12 protein-coding genes are annotated in these 14,625 nt (G+C 69.0%); 5 read left to right on the top strand and 7 right to left on the bottom strand.

All coding sequences use genetic code 11. The features are described from left to right. Nucleotides 1-16: 16 nt before the first annotated feature. The 3 genes from BHS09_RS04235 to traC form a co-directional block, all read right to left on the bottom strand. Nucleotides 17-922, bottom strand: coding sequence for an AEC family transporter (locus BHS09_RS04235; protein ID WP_140787480.1), 906 nt, complete (start codon nt 920-922; stop codon nt 17-19). Nucleotides 923-1,038: 116 nt separating this feature from the next. Further along, complete coding sequence (locus BHS09_RS04230; RefSeq protein ID WP_140787478.1) at nt 1,039-2,526, bottom strand: pre-peptidase C-terminal domain-containing protein; 1,488 nt, start codon at nt 2,524-2,526, stop codon at nt 1,039-1,041. Between the two features lie 298 nt (nt 2,527-2,824). Beyond that, nucleotides 2,825-4,717, bottom strand: a complete 1,893-nt coding sequence (gene traC / locus BHS09_RS04225; RefSeq protein ID WP_140797228.1) for an outer membrane exchange accessory lipoprotein TraC — start codon at nt 4,715-4,717, stop codon at nt 2,825-2,827. Nucleotides 4,718-5,089: 372 nt separating this feature from the next. Between traC and BHS09_RS39185 the strand changes: the two genes are divergently transcribed. The 3 genes from BHS09_RS39185 to BHS09_RS04210 all read left to right on the top strand — a co-directional run bounded on the left by BHS09_RS39185 (nt 5,090) and on the right by BHS09_RS04210 (nt 7,257). After that, on the top strand, nt 5,090-5,860 hold the full coding sequence (locus BHS09_RS39185; protein WP_237078039.1) for a hypothetical protein: 771 nt from the start codon (nt 5,090-5,092) through the stop codon (nt 5,858-5,860). A gap of 137 nt (nt 5,861-5,997) precedes the next feature. After that, nucleotides 5,998-6,234, top strand: coding sequence for a hypothetical protein (locus BHS09_RS04215; RefSeq protein ID WP_140787474.1), 237 nt, complete (start codon nt 5,998-6,000; stop codon nt 6,232-6,234). A 162-nt stretch (nt 6,235-6,396) separates the two neighbouring features. Further along, entirely contained in the window at nt 6,397-7,257 is an 861-nt protein-coding gene (locus BHS09_RS04210) for a DUF4202 domain-containing protein (protein ID WP_140787472.1), read from the top strand. Nucleotides 7,258-7,286: 29 nt separating this feature from the next. Here the strand turns inward: BHS09_RS04210 and BHS09_RS04205 are convergent, their stop codons facing one another. The 4 genes from BHS09_RS04205 to BHS09_RS04190 form a co-directional block, all read right to left on the bottom strand. Then, on the bottom strand, nt 7,287-7,493 hold the full coding sequence (locus tag BHS09_RS04205) for a hypothetical protein (protein ID WP_140787470.1): 207 nt from the start codon (nt 7,491-7,493) through the stop codon (nt 7,287-7,289). Nucleotides 7,494-7,644: 151 nt separating this feature from the next. Then, nucleotides 7,645-8,772, bottom strand: a complete 1,128-nt coding sequence (locus BHS09_RS04200) for a hybrid sensor histidine kinase/response regulator (RefSeq protein WP_140796337.1) — start codon at nt 8,770-8,772, stop codon at nt 7,645-7,647. Between the two features lie 11 nt (nt 8,773-8,783). Further along, nucleotides 8,784-9,242 carry a response regulator gene (locus BHS09_RS04195; protein WP_140787468.1) on the bottom strand — a complete coding sequence of 153 codons (459 nt, stop codon included), beginning with the start codon at nt 9,240-9,242 and terminating at the stop codon, nt 8,784-8,786. Between the two features lie 3 nt (nt 9,243-9,245). After that, nucleotides 9,246-11,774: a PAS domain-containing protein gene (locus BHS09_RS04190; protein ID WP_237080187.1), complete on the bottom strand. Its 2,529-nt coding sequence runs from the start codon at nt 11,772-11,774 to the stop codon at nt 9,246-9,248. Nucleotides 11,775-12,130: 356 nt separating this feature from the next. Between BHS09_RS04190 and BHS09_RS04185 the strand changes: the two genes are divergently transcribed. Together BHS09_RS04185 and BHS09_RS04180 are read left to right on the top strand one after the other, a co-directional pair. Continuing rightward, entirely contained in the window at nt 12,131-12,964 is an 834-nt protein-coding gene (locus BHS09_RS04185; RefSeq protein WP_237080186.1) for a TadE family protein, read from the top strand. A gap of 23 nt (nt 12,965-12,987) precedes the next feature. Next, a complete protein-coding gene (locus BHS09_RS04180) occupies nt 12,988-14,616 on the top strand; it encodes a Tad domain-containing protein (RefSeq protein ID WP_140797225.1) in 1,629 nt (542 codons plus the stop codon). Nucleotides 14,617-14,625: the final 9 nt, after the last annotated feature.

The raw sequence follows: 14,625 nt of genomic DNA, 5'->3' as shown, positions 1-14,625 counted from the left end.
GGCAGCCGGGCAGGCGTCAGCGCGCCAGCATCAACATCAGCGGCGCCGTCGCGAAGGACAGCGGAACGCCCACTCCCACCATCAACACCGCCAGGTCCGGGTCCAGGTCATGCTCGGCCGCGAGGATGGCCGCGCTCACCATGGGTCCCATGGCCGCCTGCAGCAGCGTGGCCTGCACCACCGTGGGCGCCAGCCCTGGCAGGGCCAGCAGGCCCGCGGCAGTCAGCGCCGGCACCAACAGCAGCTTGTACGACAGCCCCAGGGCCACCGCGGGCAGCCGGGGTTTGATGCCCGACAGGCGCAGCTGCAGGCCAATGGCGAACAGCGCCAGCGGCGTCAGCAGCGCGCCCAACCGCTCCAGCACTCCGTCCAGCCAGACCGGATAGGCCCAAGGCCGCGTCGCCAACGCCACCACCAGCGCCAGGAACGGGGGGAAGGTGGCCACCTTGCGCGCGAGTTGGCGCAGGGACAGCGGCGTGTCCGCGCCCGCCCGGGCCGCCGCCACCGTGGCCAGCGAGGACAGCACCAGGAAGGAGCCGAGCTGATCCACCACCACCGCCACCGGCAGGCCCTTGGCCCCCAGCAGCGCCTCCGCCATGGGCAGCCCCACGAAGGCGGTGTTGCCCAGCCCCGCCGTCAGCACCAACGCCATGATGGACGGCTTCGACAGCCCCAGCCGGGGCCCCAGCAGTCGGAAGAAGGGGCCCGCGCCCAGGTAGTAGAGCCACGGCACCGAGGCGGCGACCAGCAGCTCCGGCACGAACACCAACTGGTGCATGGCCCGCAGCACCAGCGCGGGCAGCGCCACGTACAGCACGAAGGTGTTGAACGCCCCGGCGGAGCCCTCCGGGAACTTCCCACTGTGCCGGGCCAGGACGCCCAGCACCATACACGCCCCCAACAGCCCGATGACGTTCCCCATGGCGGCCGCAGCGTCTCAGCCCGCCGCGTCGGACTCCAGCGACATGCGGAAAAAGAAACGGGCGGCCTTCCCGTGGGGGAAGACCGCCCGTCGTTCACTTCACGCTGAAGCCGGGACTACGGCTTGGTGTAGTTGATGGCCAGGTTGAACGTAGCGGACGTGTAGCCACGCACCATGATGTACGCGGTGGTCTGGCCCGCGGGCACGGCGATGTCGCACGTCTCGGAAGCGCCGCTGAGGTACGGACGGCAGTTGTACGCGCTCGTGGTGGGGGCCGAGCCAAAGCGGACGTAGAGGTCCGGGTCACCCGAGCCCGTCATCACGACCTTGAAGTTGGTGCCGGCCTTCACGCTGAAGGGGCCGTAGTTCTGGCTGCCACCCGAGGTCACGGAGCCAGAGCGCGTCTCGCTGGTGGGCGTGCCGTTACCACCGCCCAGGGGCGCGAGGTAGTTGATGGTCAGGCTGAAGTTGGCGGCCGAGTAGCCACGCACCATGATGTACGCACTGGTCACGCCTTCCGGGACCTCGATCTCGCAGGTCTCGTTGGCGCCGGCGAGGTACGGACGGCAGTTGTACTCCGTCGTGGTGGGCGCCGAGCCGAAGCGGACGTAGAGGTCCGGGTCACCCGTACCCGTACCCGTCATCACGACCTTGAAGGTCGAGCGGGGGACGATGGTGAAGGGACCGTAGTTGACGTTCGCATTCGCAGCCACCGAGCCCGAGCGGGTCTCCGTGGTGGGAACGCCTTCCGGCGGCGGCGGGGGCGGCGGGGGCGGCTCACCGTTCGGCGTGCCGTAGAGCGCCTGGATGCCCTGGACGTCCTTCGTCGTCAGCACGAGGTCACCCGTCTGCGTGCCGTTGCAGTGCGGGTAGTGCATGACGGACGCGCCGTCGTAGGCGGTCAGCACACGCCAGTTGTTGTCCTCGAAGCACGTGCCGGACTCAGGGCGGGTGTGCTCGTGACGGAAGCCGAGCACGTGGCCCAGCTCGTGGCGCGTCACGCCCGCCAGCGTCCAGACGCCCATGGGGCCGAAGGCGCTGTTGTCGAAGAGGACGTTGCGGCTGGAGCGCGCGTCACCCGGGAAGAACGCGCGGGCGATGTACTGGCCATTCACGTTGATGGGGCGCACGTCGAACAGCACGTTGTTGTTGGAGGCGGTGCAGTTGGAGTCCTGCGCGCTCACGTGGACGAACTTCACGTGGCCGGCGGCCTCCCACGCGGCCGTCGCGCTGGCCATGGCGTTGACCACCGTCTGGTAGTTGTTACCGAACGAGGTGCTCACGCAGTAGGTGAGGTTCAGCTTCTGCGTGTCGTTCCACTTCGCGTCCGCCCCGCCCACGCGGTGGACGATGAGCTGCCCGTTCTTGACGTTGGTGTCATAGAACTCGCGCAGGTGCTTCTCGGTCGCGAACGTCGTGTCACCGTCGGCGATGAAGATGCCCGTGTCGGGCTCCTGGTACACGAGAGAGAGGAACTCCTCCCACGACATCCCCTGACCGAGCGTCTCCTCGGAAGCAGGGGTGGTGCCATCGCTACCGCCGCAACCGGCGAGCAGCGCCAGGCCCGTGAGGGCGCCGACAAACTTGGACTGTGACATGGACATCCTTGTTGGGATGAGTGGTTCGCAGCCGATTAAGCAGCCGCCATGCCAGTATCCAAGTCATCGCCGTCATTCAGGATTTCTGATGGCTCCCCGTTCAACGAGGTGTGCCGGGACTCCATGGCCTCCCGGCAATTCGTAAACAGGGTTTACACTTCACCCTCAAACGACAGTGCTTCTAAGGGCTTACCCGTAGAAGCACGACTGACCGAAACTCGGACAGGCCGTCCTGAAACAAGACACCCCTTCATCAACCGTCCGTATTCGTCCGTCCTGAAAAGAGACAGCAGCAACGGAAACCCTACAGCCCCACCAGGCTCTCCGGACGATTCAGGCCGCGCGCACGGCCCAGCGGCTGGAGGATGTCCTGCGGCGGCGCGTCCGCGGTGAGCAGGAGCGCGCGCACGGCGGTCTCCACCACGTCCTCGGCACCAGGGCGGACCATGCCGCGGCGGGCATCCGCCACGCGCTTGCCGCGGTAGGCGTCGAAGCGCTCCTTCACGCGGCGGGCAACGTCCGACACCGCCTTGTCGCCCACCTCCACGCGCAGCTCCAATTCGTTGCGCAGCTGCACCGGGTCCGCGAGCACGCCGTACCGGTCGTAGCCCTTGTGCGCCATGTCCTCGTGCATCACCGCGTAGTCCTGCGTGTTGGGCGCGGGCACCTGCTGCTCCTTGATGAGGTCCCGCATCACCGCGGTGACGGAGGCCGTCACGGTGAGCCGGTGGAGCTGCACGTCGAACACGAAGTCCGAATACATGGGCTCCTCCACGGTGATGGGCTCGCGGAAGGTGGTGTCGCGGTGGCGCTGCACCTGCGTGCGCTGGCCCTCGGACTTGTCCAGCGCCTCCTCCAGCGCCTTCTCCTTCTGCAGGGACGCGGCGGCCTTGGCCACCAGCAGCACCTCCTCGGCGACGCACGCCTTGTTGTCGCAGCGTGAGGGGTTGCACTCGCTGGGGAACTGCCCCGGGCCGCTGACCTCGCGCGCGGCCTCGCCGCAATCCTGCAGGGCCTCGCGGCACTGGCGGCGCTCCCGCTCGCGGCAGCGCTCCGCGGCCACGCGCACCATGGACAGCTCCGCCTGCATGCGCAGGTACTCGCGCAGCGCGGCGGCCTGCTTGCGCTCCACGTCCTCCAGGGTGCGCTCGGCCTTCAGGAGCTGGGTCTCGAAGCCGCCGCGGCGCGGGTTGGGCACGGAGCGATTTCCGGCGAGGTAGCGCTGCGTGCGCTGCGACTCCTCCACCACCTGCAGCGGCAGCACCCGCTCCAGTGACAAATCCAGCGTCACGCCTTCGCGGCCCGCCGGGGCCTCCGTCACCACGCGCAGGGGCAGCTGCGTGGGCAGCATCGCCGCCAGCCGGCCGGCCGCCAGCCGCTGCGCCACGTCCGGCGCTCCGGCCCGGTCCTCCACCGGCGAGGCCACCACCAGGAAGGCCACCTCGTCGCGCAGCTTCTGGCGCACGGCCTCGGCCCGCTCCCGCGCCGCGGTGGCGCCCACGCGCTCCTGGTCCGCGCGGACGTAGGCCACCAGCGCGTTGCCCAGCTTGCCGGCCTTCTCCAGACCCTCACCCGTGCCGAACCAGCGCCGCGCCCAGGCCACCTGCACGCCGTCCACACCCCGCTTGGCGGCCGCGTGGTCCGGCGCCACCGACAGCACCGCGTCGAACTCCGTGCGCGCGTCCTGCAACCGCTCCGCCTTCAACGCCACGTTGCCCGCCGCCACGCGCGCATCCAGGGTGGCGCCAAGCAGCTCCCGCGCCGAAGCGTTGTCCGCGTTGAGTTCCAGCGCGCGCACCAGGCGCTTCATGGCGGCATCCAGGTCACCGGAGGCATGCACGGCGCGCGCATCCTCCAGCACCACCTCACTCCAGGCCTGGCGCACCTTGCCCAGCTTCACCTTGACCTCGGAGGCCTCCGGGTCCGCTGCCAGCGCGCGCAGATAGGCCGCCTCCGCCTCCGCCCACTTCTGTTCCTGGCTGGCGGCGTCTCCCTCCTTCACCGCACGGGAGAAGGCGGAACAGCCGGACAGTGCGAGCACCAGGGCCAGGGCCAGGGCCCCCAACCAGGGGTGGGACGAAGAAGGAGGGGGGCGGGGGGGTCGGGCAGACGCGTTCACGCCCGCATCTTCGAGGAAAGCCCCCACCGGGTGAAGACTCCGGACGTCCTCTTGGCCGCCGCCCATCCCGGCAGGCACCCCTCCCCCGGAGGTCTGCCATTGCCAGCCAGCCCCCCCGCTCCCGCCAAGAGCCCTCACTTGCTGTTGCGGCGACAATGTATGTCACCTTTTCAGCGACCTTGAATTCTTGCGCTGCGGGCTACTCTGCCCCAGAATGAGTCCCAAACGCCCCACCCCTGGTAAATTCCGCTAGAATTTACAGTCCAGTTGCGATGATTTGCTCTGACTGTATATATCCACTCATTCGTCGCCCTCCCGCCGCATTCCCAACCGGAGCACTCTGGACCCTCCCCCATGGAATCTGTCGCCCGCTCCCAGACTTCAGCGCCTCGCCAGGTCGTACGGACCGTGCTTCATGAGGCCCTGGAGAGCAAACTCGGTGGGGAGGTCGTGGTCCGGTCCACCTCCGTGTCCGGACGGATCTTCGTGGTGGCGCGGAAGGTGGCCTGGGCGGTCCTCAATGGGCCGGGGGCGCTCAACTTCTCCTCGGTGCTCATCCGGGAGCGGGTGGTCAGCCGCGAGGACGTCGAGCAGGTGGTGGCGGAGTGCCGGCAGAGCGGGGGCAACTTCTGCGAGACGCTGGTGACGTGGGGCCTGGTTCCCCGGGACACCATGCGGGACTTGCTGCGCCGCCACATGTCGGAGCAGTTGGAGGCCTTGCTGTCGCTGACGGACGCCCAGGCCATGTTCGTTCCGCAGCCGCGCACCTACTCCAGCCAACTGACGTATGGCCTGGATGAGCTGATTTCCACTGTCGCGAAGCCTCCCACCCACCCCCTGGTAGAAAGCGAAGTCATGGCGAACGTGAAGCAGTCCCTGGAAGAGGCGCTGAAAATCGAAGGGGCCTTCGCGGCCTGTCTGGCGGACTCGAAGAGCGGCATGTGTCTGGGCAGCGTTGGCGGCAACCCGGCCTTCAACATCGAGACGGCGGCGGCGGCCAACACCGAGGTCGTGCGCTCCAAGATGAAGGCCATGAGCATGCTGGGCATCAAGGACCGCATCGAGGACATCCTCATCACGCTCGGCGAGCAGTACCACCTCATCCGCCCGCTGACGGGCAAGGAGGGCCTGTTCCTGTACGTGGCCCTCCACCGCGCCAGCGCCAACCTGGCGATGGCCCGCTACAAGCTGTCCGAAGTCGAGAAGACGCTTCAGGTGTGAGCTGTCCCCCAGGTGGATGAGCGCCCGCCCGCCGCCCGGGCGGCGCGCCCCACCTCGCCTCGGACGCGCCGGGAATGACGCGGCGCAATGGCAGGTAGTGGAATGACACGTCCCACGAGGGGGGCGAGAGAGGCACCATGTCCTGTCCACAGCCACGACCCACCGAGTTCCGCCTTCCGCTGCGGGCCGAGTCCTTCTCCATCGACGACCACCGCAACGTGCACTGCCGCTTCTACGGCGGCTGCATCGACGTCGCGGTGAAGAAGGACTGGGATAGCTTCACCTGCGCCAAGTGCCCTCTGTTCCACGAGGACCAGGCCCCGGGCGCCAGCGCGTACGCCTTCAACCAGCCCGCGGATCCGGGCCGGCCCTAGCGGCATCCGCGGACAGGCCCCGGCGGTGCGCGCTTCCATGGGACGAGGGAGCGCCCCACCGCCGGAGCCTCCGTTGACCAGCCCACGCGAAGCCGGGACTCCTGGAGGGAGTAGGCATGCGGGGCTCCTGACGCCAGCTTGGGGCCTAACCTGGAGGCCCCCATGCTGCGCCAGCTCCTGCTCTCCGACTTCCGTTCCGAGGGCCCCGCCGCCGGACATGGCTGGCCGCTGGTGCAGCACACGTTTCCCACCGTGCAGCTCGCGCCCCTGGCCGCAGGGCGCGGGGGCCGCGTGCTGCACCTGGACGCTTCCGAATGGAACGCGCCAGCCTTCGACCCCATCGCCTGGGACGCTCGCGTCTTCGAAGCGGCGGAGAGCACCGAATGGCTGTCCTTGCATCTGGACGGCGCGAGCTGTGAGGCGCTCGTCGTGGCCGCGCTGGAAATCCTCACCCGCTATCAATGTCTGGTGCGGCGCCGCAACGCGGCCTCGGCCACACCGCTCTTCAGCCGGCTGCTGGCGCGGTACCGCTCGCTGCATGATTTGGAGCAGCCTCGGGTGCGCGCGGAGTTCCACCGCGCGGTGGATGCCTGGCAATGGACGCTCCGGCTGCGGCCGGACGTGGACCTTCCGCCTCAGGCCGCGGCCTTCTTCCATGAAGGGGAGCAACCCACGACGCCAGCTCGCGCCGACCGTGCGGTGCAGGTGTTGGAGGAGGCCGGCGCAGATGACGCCACCTGCCGGCGCGTGCGGGAGTTGCTGACGCGCGACGCGCGCCCCGCCAACGCGCGGGACGTGTCACTGCTGGACACCGCGGACGCGCTGTCGTTCTTCTGCCGGGAGGCCTCCGCCTGGTTCCGCGAGGCCCCGCCCGAACACCGCCGCCGGCAGGTGGCCCGGATGCTCGCGCGGCTGCGGCCCGAACACCTGCGCTGGTTGGGACACATGCGCCTGGCGCCGGCCGTGCGCGGCCAGCTCGAGGTCCTGGTGGCCGCCCACTTCCCGGTGGACGGCACGGCCTGAATTGGACGACACGCGCGCGGCCGCCCACGCTACGCGTGAACGGTCCGGTCCGACGGGCAGCCCAGGGCGTTGTCGTTCATGGTGACGTCGCCCGTGAGGCCAGCGGCCTGCTCCCGCTCGGTAACCTCGCGCAGGTGGCGCTCCTGCTTGTTGCCCAAGGCTCCGCCCAGAATCACGGCCATGATGAGGACGGAGAAGATGACGACTCCCAGGATGGTGGCGCCAAGGATTTCCATGAGCTGACCCTCGCTTGCTGGGGCCGCGCGCCACTGAGGCGAGCACGGCCGCGTTGACTTCACCCTGTAAAGGTGTGTCGTCCCGCCACTCACGGCGCTGCTTCCCCGGCCGTCCCTGGCAGGGACGTCCGCCCGTCCAGCAGGCAGGCGGCTAACGCGCGAGCATGTCTGTCTTCTCGAAGCGAGGAAGGCACAGCCAGAAGCGAGTGCCCTCTTCCGACGTGGACGTCACCTGCAGCAGACCGCCGTGGGCCCGCACGATTTCGTGGGTGATGTAGAGCCCCAGGCCCAGCCCGTTGCGCTGCGCGCTGCGCATGTCCTGCGCGCGCACGAAGGGGTCGAAGATGTGAGGCAGCCGCTCCTGGGGAATGGGCAGCCCCCAGTTGTGCACCTCCATCCGGACGCCGCCCTCCTCATCGCGCACGTACACGCTGACGGACGTGTCCTCGGGCGAATACTGCACGGCGTTGCCCACCAGGTTGGAGGCCGCCTGGGCGATGCGGTCCGCGTCCCATTCGCCCCAGCCATTGCCGGACAGGGCCAGCTCGAAGCGGCGCATGGGGTGCGCCACCTCCAGCTCCTCCACCACCTGCCGCAACACTTCGTGCAGGTTCACCCGGGCGCGCGTCAGCGGGTAGCCGCCGCCCAGCCGGGTACGCGTGAAGTCCAGCAAGTCGTTGATCATCCGCGCCATCCGGTCCGCGGAGATGGAGATGCGGTTGACGGCCTTGCGCTGCGGCTCCGCCAGTCCGCCATAGCGCAGCAGCAGGGCCGCGTTGCCGGAGATGGCCTGCAGCGGGTTGCGCAGGTCATGCCCGAGGACGCCCAGGAACTGCTCGCGGAACACCGCCGTCTGCCGCGCCGCCTCCTCGCGCTTGAGCCCCTCCTCTACCCGCTTGCGCTCGATGGCATAGCGCAGCGCCCGCACCAACAGCGGCCCCGTCACCCGCCCCTTCACCAGATAGTCCTGCGCGCCCTCGTGCACCGCCTGCACCGCCAGCTGCTCGTCGTCCGTACCGGTGAGCACCACCAGCGGCACCGACGGCGCGGCGTTGAGCAGGAGGGGGATGTTGGCCAGCCCCTGCCCGTCTGGCAGCGACAAGTCCAACAGCACCGCGTCCACGCCCGCGCCGCCCAGCACGCGCACCGCGTCCGCCAGCCGCTCCACGTGGAGGACGTCGAAGCGCGCGGTGGCAATCTCCTTCAGCTCCTCCTGGAGCAGCCGCGCGTCGCCCGCGTTGTCCTCCACCAGCAGCAGGCGCAGGGGGCGCCCGTCCATGCTCCGGTCGCTCATGAAGCCTCGGGCTTGGGGGGCAGCCGGACGACGGACAACCAGAAGTCGTCAATGGAGCGCACTACGGAAATGAACTGCTCCAGGTCCACCGGTTTGGAGATGTAGCAGTTCGCGTGCAGGTCGTAGGTGCGCAGGACGTCCTCTTCCGCCTTCGACGTGGTGAGCACCACCACCGGGATGCGGCGCAGGACCGGGTCGACCTTGATTTCCGCCAGCACCTCGCGCCCGTCCTTCCGGGGCAGGTTGAGGTCCAGCAGGATGAGGTCGGGCCGGGCGGCGTTCGCATACGCGCCCTGGCGCCGCAGGAAGGCCAGCGCCTCCACGCCGTCGCGCGCCACCGACAGGCTGTTGCGCACCTTCCCCTCCTTGAGGGCTTCGATGGTCAACCGCACGTCGCCGGGGTTGTCCTCCACCAGGAGGATTTCAATCGGGCTGCCAGTCGCGTCGTGGCTCATGTCTCAAGACTCCGGATGGGACGGTGCGGCGGGCAGCGTGAACCAGAAGGCCGTACCTTCGCCTGGCTGGGACTCCACGCCGATGTGGCCACCATGGCGCTCGACGATTTTCTTGCAGATGGCCAGGCCAATCCCCGTGCCCGGGTACTCCTCCTTGCCGTGGAGCCGCTGGAAGATGACGAAGATGCGCTCGAAGTACTCGGGGGAGATGCCAATGCCCCAGTCGCGCACGGTGAAGCGGACCTCTTCTCCCCGCGGCTCGGCGCGCACCCGCACCCGGGGCGGCGCGGCGCCGTGGAACTTGAGCGCGTTGCCCACCAGGTTCTGGAACAACTGGGTGAGCTGCGTCTCGTCCGCGAGCACCGCTGGCAGCGGGCCGTGCTCCACCGAGGCCCGTGTCTCCTGGATGGCCGCCCGCAGGTTCGCGGTCGCCCGCTCCAGCGCCCGTCCCGCGTCGCACGGGCGGATGTCCCGGCGCCGCGTGCCCACCCGCGAATAGGCCAGCAGGTCCTGGATGAGCCGCTGCATGCGGTTCACGCCATCCACCGCGTAGTGGATGAACTCGTCCGCGTCCGCATCCAGCTTGCCCTTGTAGCGCCGACCCAGCAGCTGGGTGTAGCTGGCCACCATGCGCAGCGGCTCCTGCAAGTCGTGCGAAGCCACGTAGGCGAACTGCTGAAGCTCTTCGTTGGAGCGGGCCAGCTCCTGGGCGCGCTGCTGCAACCCCTCCTCGGCGCGGCGGCGCTCCACGCCCTGGGCGATGGCGTCCGACACCGCCGCCAGCGCGGCCGCCGCGTCCTCGCCCAGCGGCTCCCTGCAATAGACGCCGAGCACCCCCACCAGCTGCCCACGCACCATCAGCGGCATGCCCGAGAACGCGCGCACGCCTGTCTCATTCAACCAGGCGCGGTCCAGGACACGCGTGTCGTTGGTCAGGTCGTCCACGCGGAGCTGCGTGCGCAGGCGGGCCACCTCGCTCACCATGCTGGGGCCGTCCACCTGGACCCGCATCCACTTGTCGCGCGGCGGCGCGGTGGGGCCCGCGTTGCCCGCCAGCTCCAGGGTGTGGGTGTCGCGTGAGTACAGCCACAGCCGCGCCGTCTGCGCCCCCAGGTGCGTCACCAGGGCGTCGGCGCAGTCCTGGAGAATCTCCGACAAGGCGTCCTCGCGAGCCAGGGCGAGGCTCACCTCCGCGCGCAGCGCTTCCAGCCTGCGGGCGGCCGCCTCACGTTCCAGACGGCGGGCGGCGTCCTCCACCTGGCGCTGGGCGGAGATGTCCGTGGTGGTGCCCACCCATTCGCGCACGCCGCCGTCCGGATTGAGCACCGGCACCGCGCGCACGCGCACGGGGGTGTAGTGCCCGTCTGGACGGGACAGGCGGTACTCCGCGTCATAGGGGCGGCGCTGCTCCACCGCGGCGAACCAGCTCCGCGCCGCCCTGTCCCGGTCCTCCGGGTGCACGGCCGAAAGCCACTCGTGTCCCCGCCACTGCGCATACGTCCGTCCGGTGAAGGCGCGCCAGGAAGGGCTGTCCTCCTCGATGTCGCCGTCGGGGCGCGTCACCCAGACGGCCTGGGTGGAGGCGGTGACCAGCGAGCGGAAGCGCAGCTCCATCCGCCGCGCGTCCTTGATGAGCCGGGCGTTGTCCAGCGCCACCGCCGCGCGCTCGGCCAGCTGCGTGGCGAGCAGGAGGTCCGCCTGGGCGAAGCGCCGGCCTGACTCCGCGTGCACCAGCGACAGGGCGCCAATGGTGCGGCCGCGCGCTGTCAGTGGCACCATCATCGCGGAGCGCAGCCCCAGTTGCCGCGAGATGCGCAGGTGCTCCACGTCACGGGCCCCGGCCACCAGCAGCGCGTCCGGGACATCATGGAGCACCACCGGCGCCCCCGTGCGGATGACGGACAACACGCCAGAGGGGTCTTCATGGCGCGGCGGGTAGCGCACGCGCAGCTCCTCCGCGTAGCGCACCTTCTCCGGGTCCACGTGGGCCACGCCCACCTGGCGCGTGGAGCCATCCTCGTAGGCGATTTCGATGGCGCACCAGTCCGCCAGCGACGGCACCACCAGCCGCGTCAGCGCCGCGAGCGTGGCCTCGTAATCCAGCGAGGACGACGACAGCAGCGCGCCCGCCTCGGCCAGCACGCGCAGGGACTCCGCGGCGCGCTTCTGCTCCTCGATGTCCGTGCAGGTGCCGAACCATTTGACGATGCGCCCGCTGTCGTCGCGCACCGGGTGCGCCCGTCCCAGGTGCCAGCGCCACACGCCGTCATGGCGGCGGCAGCGGTACTCCACCTCGTAGGGTTCACCGGTGCGCAGGGAGTCCGCCCAGCGCCGGCCCGTCTTCTCCAGGTCATCGGGGTGGAAGGCCAACCGCCAACCCGCCCCCACTGACTGCTCGGGGGTGAGGCCCGTGTAGGAGTACCAACGGGCGTTGTAGTACTCGTGGTGGCCGTCCGCGCCGGTGACCCAGATGAGCTGGGGGATGCTCTCGGCGAGCAGTTGCAAGGCGTCCACGCCAGGGAGCGCCGGCACCGGACGCTGGGATTCCGGGACCACAGCCGGTGGACTACGGAGGGGGTGCGTCATGGAAGGCACCCGACCTTAACAGCCCGCACGGGCCACACCCTCCTGGCGGGAGGCGGCTTTTCAACAGCCGACAGTCCCGCGACAGGGTGCGTCCCACGCCGGGCAGCCAGGGAGGCGGGCCCCCCAGCGTCCCGTGTCAATGCCCCGCGGTCGTAGATGCCTGTCATTGCGCGGACAAATCAGACAGGCCCCTCGCTTGCCATGACAAACATTTCCAGTAGCCTTTCATACGAAGACATCAGACGCGGGTCGGTGCCGGGGGGGGAGGTTCACTGTAAGGCTTCAGGAGGAGCATGGACCCCATGTCCGTCCGCCGTCGCCATCAAGCAGGACAAGCCGCGGTCGAAACGGCGCTCGTCGTCCCGATGATGGTCTTCATCGTCCTGGGGACCATCCAACTGGGCATGGTGCACCACGCCCGGCTGATGACGGAGTACGGCGCCTACCGGGCCGCCCGGGCGGGAATCGTCAACCACGGCGACTGCAACATCATGCGGAAGGCCGCTCTGACGGCGCTGCTGCCAACGCTGGGCCCCCTGAGCCAGGACGTGAAGGGCCGCGTGGACACGCTCGACTTCGCCCAGGGCGTCCACACCGCGTACACGCGGCGGCTGTTCACGGGCTACCTGGACAACACGTTCATCCAGGTCTTCGAACGCTACCAGAGCGGCGCGCTGCCGTTGTTCCGGCTGGAGGTGGTCAACCCCAGACGCAGCGACCTGGACGGCCTGTTCGCCACCTACGGCTCGCACATGAACGCGAACGAGGTGGACTACGACGACATCCGGGACGCGCGCATCATGGAGGCCAACCTCCTCTCCATCCGGCTGACGTACTTCTACGAGATGCGCATCCCCTTCGCGAACTGGCAGTTGCACAGCTTCTACATGGGCCGCGAATACCTGGGCGAGCTGCGCGGCATCCAGTTCGAGAACCAGCGCGTGGGCGGCCAGTCCGCCACCGAGTACCTGGAGCGCCGGGGCGCTGCGCGCAGCGACATCCACCGGAGCCTGAGCACGCTCGCCGGGGAAGGCACCTACGTCATGCCCCTGACGGCCACCTGGTCCATGCGCATGCAGTCCAACTACTTCGACAACCGCAATTACGGGCCGCGTGGCTGCGCGGTCGACAGCTGAGCCCCCACTCGGACTGGAGCCCCATGTTCCGCCTCCTCCGCAGGATGCGCCGTGACGAACGCGGCCAGGCCATGGTCATTGGCGCCGTCGCCATGCTGGTGCTGGCCGTCAGCGTGATGGCGTCGGTGAGCATCGGCCATGGCGTCTACGAGAAAATCAAACTCCAGGACGCCGCCGACGCGCAGGCCTACTCCATCGCGGTGAAGGAGGCGCGGGCCTACAACTTCCTGGCCTACACCAACCGCGCCATGGTGGTGCACTACTCCGCCATGCTCACGGTGATGTCCTACGTGAGCCACGCCGTCTACCTGGACCAGACCCTTCGCAGCGCGGCCAGCGTGCTCAAGTACATCCCCGTCATCGGCGCCGTGTTCGCGGCGGTGGAGGCGGCGCTCAAGTTCTGGAAATCCGCCGTGGAGGTGGTGTCACGGGTGCTCATCCCCATCCTCACGGGATTGAACATCGCGTTGTGGCTGGCCCAGGAAGCCATGCTCTACAGCACGCTCCTGGACCTGGTGACCTCCGACGGAAACACCGTCATCCAGGGCACCGACCCCAAGGCCCAGGTGGGCGTGGCGATGACTCACGGGACCGGCGGCGGAAACCCCGGTCTGTCGGTGCTGCGGGCCGTCACCAGCACCAACTATTCGAACCTGAAGAACTTCCTCCACCCGCTCGACGACGGGCCCCACAGCAGCGGCAGCGTGGACCTCAGCGACCCGACCGGCACGGGCACACGCTCCAAGCTCCTGCGCGACAACAAGCTCTCCGACCCGGACATGGCCAAGTACCGCCTGCTCATGGGCAACCTGGCCAACGCCGTGCGGCGGCGGTGGACGGCCGAAGGCGAAGGCCCGGTCCTCATCGGCCGCCGGTGGAACCTGGGCCTGTGCCTGGCCCTCTTCCAGGTGCGCATCGCGAAGACCGCCGACAGCCAAATCAAGAGCTTCCATGAGGACTTCGAGAACAACCGCAAGGACCAGCTCTACGCCGCCGACGACATCCAGATTCGCGTCCGGCCCGCCTGCTTCATCGGCCGCTGGCGGACCGTCTTCCAGCTGCGCTTTCGCGCCGCGGCGGACGCCCAGGGCGGCTTCCACCAGGAGTTCGGCCGCCGCAAGACGGATGACCACCACGACTGGACGGGCATCACCCCGTTCGTCACCTCGGACCCCAGCTTCATCCGGCCGTGGCAGTACCACTTCGGCTACCCCTGCAACGTCACCGTCCTGTCCAAGGACATGGGCGCCGTGAGCGGTGCCAACAACGCGCCCTTCCAGATGAAGAACCTCTCGGAGAACGCCTTCATGAAGAACGTGTCGGGCCGCATCGACGCCGAAGGCGAAATCGTGGGTGACGGATTCCTGGACATGACGTGGAAGTATGTGGGCGGCTACCGGATGGCGAACGGTGACTTCGACGATGACGCCGACCACTTCCGCCAGACGACCGGCGGGATGATGGCCATCGCGGTGGGCCGCGCCGTCTACCACCGCCCCGGCGAGTGGAAGGAGGAGCCCAACTTCTTCAACCCGCTGTGGACGGCGCGTCTGGCTCCCGTGAAGACCCACTGGGAGGACTCCGCCATGCGCCTGATGATTCGGGAGTGGGACCTCAGCGCGGGCTGGTTCAGGAACGCCTTCAATTACTGACGGAGCCAC

The organism is Myxococcus xanthus (assembly GCF_006402735.1).
In the GTDB taxonomy this organism is placed as follows: domain Bacteria; phylum Myxococcota; class Myxococcia; order Myxococcales; family Myxococcaceae; genus Myxococcus; species Myxococcus xanthus_A.
This window is presented reverse-complemented; position numbering and strand designations above follow the sequence as displayed.

Bases quoted from the DNA above. Each gene is read 5' to 3' on its own strand.
- BHS09_RS04235 (WP_140787480.1), bottom strand. From the start codon at position 922: ATGGGGAACGTCATCGGGCTGTTGGGGGCGTGTATGGTGCTGGGCGTC.
- BHS09_RS04230 (WP_140787478.1), bottom strand. From the start codon at position 2,526: ATGTCCATGTCACAGTCCAAGTTTGTCGGCGCCCTCACGGGCCTGGCG.
- BHS09_RS04215 (WP_140787474.1), top strand. From the start codon at position 5,998: ATGTCCTGTCCACAGCCACGACCCACCGAGTTCCGCCTTCCGCTGCGG.
- BHS09_RS04210 (WP_140787472.1), top strand. From the start codon at position 6,397: ATGCTGCGCCAGCTCCTGCTCTCCGACTTCCGTTCCGAGGGCCCCGCC.
- BHS09_RS04205 (WP_140787470.1), bottom strand. From the start codon at position 7,493: ATGGAAATCCTTGGCGCCACCATCCTGGGAGTCGTCATCTTCTCCGTC.
- BHS09_RS04200 (WP_140796337.1), bottom strand. From the start codon at position 8,772: ATGGACGGGCGCCCCCTGCGCCTGCTGCTGGTGGAGGACAACGCGGGC.
- BHS09_RS04195 (WP_140787468.1), bottom strand. From the start codon at position 9,242: ATGAGCCACGACGCGACTGGCAGCCCGATTGAAATCCTCCTGGTGGAG.
- BHS09_RS04185 (WP_237080186.1), top strand. From the start codon at position 12,131: ATGTCCGTCCGCCGTCGCCATCAAGCAGGACAAGCCGCGGTCGAAACG.
- BHS09_RS04180 (WP_140797225.1), top strand. From the start codon at position 12,988: ATGTTCCGCCTCCTCCGCAGGATGCGCCGTGACGAACGCGGCCAGGCC.